The sequence below is a fragment of the Candidatus Angelobacter sp. genome (genome assembly GCA_035607015.1).
Taxonomy (GTDB): domain Bacteria; phylum Verrucomicrobiota; class Verrucomicrobiia; order Limisphaerales; family AV2; genus AV2.
Window position 1 is genome coordinate 1 of sequence record DATNDF010000179.1, and the last position, 4685, is coordinate 4685.

At 59.6% G+C, this 4685-nt stretch carries 4 protein-coding genes; 2 read left to right on the forward strand and 2 right to left on the reverse strand.

Annotated elements, in window-relative coordinates:
* Positions 1-286: 286 nt before the first annotated feature.
* The gene (locus tag VN887_07225) at positions 287-1435 is read right to left on the reverse strand and encodes a hypothetical protein (GenBank protein ID HXT39797.1); all 1149 of its coding nucleotides are present in this window, start codon (positions 1433-1435) and stop codon (positions 287-289) included.
* The gene (locus VN887_07230) at positions 1432-2844 is read right to left on the reverse strand and encodes a DNA methyltransferase (protein ID HXT39798.1); all 1413 of its coding nucleotides are present in this window, start codon (positions 2842-2844) and stop codon (positions 1432-1434) included. Before VN887_07230 ends, VN887_07225 begins: the two co-directional genes overlap by 4 nt.
* Positions 2845-3144: 300 nt before the next feature.
* Between VN887_07230 and VN887_07235 the strand changes: the two genes are divergently transcribed.
* Both VN887_07235 and VN887_07240 read left to right on the forward strand, forming a co-directional pair.
* Positions 3145-3645: a response regulator gene (locus VN887_07235; GenBank protein ID HXT39799.1), complete on the forward strand. Its 501-nt coding sequence runs from the start codon at positions 3145-3147 to the stop codon at positions 3643-3645.
* 185 nt (positions 3646-3830) lie between these two features.
* On the forward strand, positions 3831-4685 hold an 855-nt coding region (locus VN887_07240), incomplete at its 3' end, for a Gfo/Idh/MocA family oxidoreductase (GenBank protein HXT39800.1).

Sequence of the window (4685 nt, forward strand, 5' to 3'; positions counted from 1 at the left end):
TTTGGATTCCCGTGTCCGGCGCCGATGGTTCAGGATGCCTCTCCGCCAAGAAGACAGTGGACGGCAGCATGTAAGCTGGAACCGTCGAGACAGCGGAACGAGTGTGTGGCTGGTCGAAGACGGGAAACAATGAAGAATCGAGATCGTCGCTGAAGACTTGAGAGAGGAGTAAGGACGTCTTACAGCTCGTGCCAGTCTGCTCACTCCGTTGCCGTCAGTGGGTTTTAAGTCGTAAACCGTGAATCGCCGTTACGTCCCAACCACCGCGCAGGCCTGCGACACGCCGCTATTCTCCCGTCACACGGCCCAGGCCGAACTGATCCCCAACCCGCACCGGCCGGCCACCGGCGAAATCAATCTCCACCATTTTCTCGCTCTGCACTCCCGCGCCATGTTCGTCCTTCAATTCTGCCACGATCTTGCGTGTCGCTGTTTCAATCACATCGCCGGTCGAAGGATAGGCATACCTGCCGTCAATGCTGAACGTGACCCAGCCGGGTTGATCGCGCAGCCTGATGCTCGTGATCTGCTTGGGCGGCATCGCGGTCGCGTCGAAAATGTGCAGACGATTGTTGTGCGCGTCGGTCAGCCAGAGTTCCTTTTCGTCCGGCGTCAGACCGATGCCATGACTCGGGCAGCCGTGCCGTTTCGTCGGCCCTTTCTCGAATCCTTCCACCGTGACCTGGCACAACTTCTTGCCGCTCGTCAGGTCGCCGACCTCGAATCCAAGCAACTCATTGACGTTCACAAAGCAGAGCGTCCCCCGGCCATTCACCGTGAAGGGCCGGATGAAGTTGCTGAAAGGCCCGACTTCGCGCACGACCTCGTGCGTCTTCGTGTCCGTCACACGCAGGAGGGGTGATGCCAGGCCCGCCAGGTACGCGTGCCGGCCATCCAGTCCGATAATGGTGTTGTGCGCGCCGGAGTTCGTGACGATCTTTTTGATGACATCGCCGGTGATCGCGTCCACCACGTGCCAATGCGCCTTCTCAAGCGACGGCAGATAAATCACTTTGCCGTCCGGCGTGATGGACATGCGGTCGCAGCCGCCTTCATACGTTTTCTCCCAAAGAATCTTTTCGGTAAGCAGGTCAATGCACGTCAGCGTCCGGGTTGTGCTGACGTACAGCCGTTTCGTCGCCGCATTCGCGCACACGCCCTTGACGTTGAGCGGCCTCCCCTTTTCGTCGAGTCCCGCCGTCGGAACACGCTTGACGAAACGATGGCCGTGCCCGATGTCGAAGACAAGCACGCCGTGTCCGCCGTATTCGAGGTAATCACGAATTCCCGGCTCCGCGACATAAAGCAGCAGCGTCCGTTCCCCGGTATTTCCTCGGCCCGCCGCGTGGACTGCCTGAGTGATTCCCGCCAGGAACACCGCGCATGCGCAAAGAGTGGTTATGGCCATTTTCATCAACGGAGGATTTGTTTTCATAAACAAGGGATTGAAGCGCCGACCGGTACATCCTGTTTCGCGAGATGCGGTGAGCCGGATTTTTTGAAGAGGACGATGCGGTTTGTATTCGTCCCTTTGAAATTATTGTCCACACCCCAGCAGTTGGCGGTTTTGGTAAACTTTTGATCGTTAATGAGCACGAGCACGGGTTCAAGCCCCGCTGCAACGCCGCACGGGAGGATGTGCTCTTCCAATCTGGTTTTGCCGGCATGAACCTCGCCGACCTCGAAGGCGATGTGACCGCCGGGCTTCAGAATGCGATACAGTTCGCACAACACGGATGTCATGGCTTCGCTCCACGCATCAAGCTTCTTGGGAATGGTGAGCTTCACGGACTTGGGATCAACGTCGAGGAACCAGCAGCGCAGCCAGTTGTCGTCGGCGTATTGCACCACGTCGAGAAACGGCGGCGAGGTGACGACGAGCGAAACGGAGTCGGGAGGCAGTTTGTGTGTGCTTTCAGCGGGCACGTTGAGCAGCTCGGCGCGATCAGCCACGGCTGCCAACGTGCCTCGCACGACTGTCGTGACATCGCCAAGCAGCTGACGCGACTTTTTAAAAATGCAATCCGCGACGTGCCGGCGCGGCGGTTGCTGGTCACGCTTCGCGTTGATTTTGCGCTGTGATTGGATGGACACGGCTTGATTTGGGGGCAGCGTGTAAACGGAAAAAAATCCAGGTGAGTGGCCGGTCAGCCGGTTAAGCGCAATCATGCAGAGCCAGTCGTCCACCGCATCGAGCGACCCGGCGGTTGCGGGCGATGTTTGCCGGCGCCGACCGGCCTCCGAGGAAAAATGGGCGTGTCCCCGCCGGCGGCCACGGCGGGTCAGGAAATATTTCTTCAGAGCGCAGATTTCGCGCAGCGTGTCAGGGTGGTAGAAGACGAGAAGGTCATCGGGCCATTCGTCATAATCGGCCAGGTTGATTTCCCGCAAGCGGGCAGCCACGTCATCGAGGGCAGGCGGACGCAACCGCGGACGAGTGAAGGTGAGGCTGAGCGGGTTGACATCGTTGCCCCAGGGAACACGGCCCAAAAGGGCGGCTTCCACCGGGGTCGTGCCCCGTCCCATGAACGGATCGTAAACAACGTCCCCGGGCCGGGTCAGGCGTTCGATGAAAAACCGCGGCAACTGTGGTTTGAAACACGCACGGTAGGAAACTTCGTGGAGTGAACTGGCCTGGCGTTGCCGTGCGGTCCAGAATTCGTTCACGAGCGTCGGCACGTCGATGCCGTCGCCCGAAAACGTCCGCGCTCGTGTGACCACCCGCTGCGTGGACTTTCCGAATTCCCGAAAGGACAGCAGTCGTTCGATGAGCGAGTGCCCCGCACGGGCCTCGGGCGCGATTCTAACGGCGAACTCGAACTCCAGGTTGTCTTCCCGCAGCATGCCGCCGCTGATTCAACCGTCCAAAACCGTCTTTTGCGAGAATTTTCGAGCCGCACGCATCCTTGGCGATCCACCGCCGGTCCCGAAAATGTCCACAAAACTTTTCGGCTTTTGCCGACTCGAAGTGACATTCGCGCCGGCACCTCGACTGATTTCGCCGCGAAACGCGAGTTGAGAAAAATTCTTCCATGCTCGCAGACATGCGTGTCCGAAAAGAAGACGGCTCGATACCGCTCCACTCGTTCGACAATTGCGCGACGGCTTTTTGAACGCGGATTTTTTTACCGTGTCTGACACACTATGTCTCAAGACGGTGATGTTCACGAAGACGACCTGTCGGACTCCAGCATTCTGCTGGTGGAAGACAACGAGGAAGACATCCTCCTCTTGAAGCGTGCATTCCGAAACGCGCACATCGCAAATCCCCTGAACGTGGTCAAAGACGGAGAGCAGGCGATCCAATACCTCACCGGCTCGGCCGCATGCGCAAACGGCGGACGCCGCCCGGTTCCCCTTCTGATACTGCTCGACCTCCGGCTGCCAAGGCTCTCCGGTTTTGAGGTGCTCGAGTGGATTCGAGAACGGTCGGAGCTGGCCAGGGTGATCGTCGTCGTGCTGACCAACTCCGATCATGTGCCGGACGTCAGCAAGGCGCACGCGTTGGGCGCCAACTCCTACCTCGTGAAACCCGGGACGTTTGACGAACTCGTGGCAATGGTGAAGCGGATCAGAGGCCGGTGGTTGTTGCTGGGGAGGGCGCCCGAAGGACCCGTTCCAACAGGGGCGAGTCCCCGCTCGTGACGCTCCCCGCATTTTGCGGCGGGGCGACTCGAACCGCGCAACATGGGTCTGGCGGGACCCGCACCGGACCGCCGGCACGGGCTTGAAGAATCTCCGCCTCTTACGTTTTTCCTCCTCACGAGCGGGGCTTTCCTGCCGGCATTTTTTGCTCGCGCCCGGTTCGCCATCCGTGCAGGATTGAACCCATGAAATCCACGTCCCTTAAAATTTCCCGCCGTCGTTTCATTGCCACTTCAGCCGCGGTCATTGCCGCGCCCACGATCATTCCCGCAAGCGCATTGGGCGCCGACGGCCGCCCCGCCCCATCCAACCGCATCACGATGGGTGTGGTCGGCTGGGGCATGCAGGGACCCGGCAACACCGGCAACTTGATGCGGGAGGCGGATTGCCAGGTGGTCGCCACCTGCAACATCGATAAGAATCATCTGCAGGCGTCCGTCAACGCCATTAACGGCCACTACAAAAACCAGGATTGCAAGACCTATCACGATTATCGCGAAATGATGGCACGCACGGACATTGACACCGTGATGCTGGCGGTGCCGGATCACTGGCACGCGCTCGTCGCCGTCGCGGCCGCGAAAAACAAAAAGGACATCTACGGGGAAAAACCGCTGGCTCGCACGATCGCAGAGCAGCAGGCGATCGTGAAGGCAGTGCAATCGAATCAGCGGATCTGGCAGACCGGATCCTGGCAGCGTTCGGAAAAGAATTTCCACTACGGCGCGGAGATTGTCCGCAACGGATTGATTGGAAAGGTCACCCGGGTCGAGGTTGGCCTGCCCAGCGGCCACACTGATTTCGCCGGCACCGGCAAACCTCTTTTGCAAAAGCTGGCTCAACTTCCCGAGAAAGTCACCGATCTGGCCAGGGTCCTGCCCGGAACTCCGGCCTGGGACCTCGCCGTGTCCGAACCTCCGCCGCAGCTGGATTACAAGACCTGGATCGGCCCGTCCAAAATGGAACCTTACATCCAGGCCCGCAGCCACATGAACTGGCGGTGGAATTATAACACCGGCGGCGGCCAGTTGCTCGATTGG

Bases quoted from the DNA above. Each gene is read 5' to 3' on its own strand.
- VN887_07225 (HXT39797.1), bottom strand. From the start codon at position 1,435: ATGAAAACAAATCCTCCGTTGATGAAAATGGCCATAACCACTCTTTGC.
- VN887_07235 (HXT39799.1), top strand. From the start codon at position 3,145: ATGTCTCAAGACGGTGATGTTCACGAAGACGACCTGTCGGACTCCAGC.
- VN887_07230 (HXT39798.1), bottom strand. From the start codon at position 2,844: ATGCTGCGGGAAGACAACCTGGAGTTCGAGTTCGCCGTTAGAATCGCG.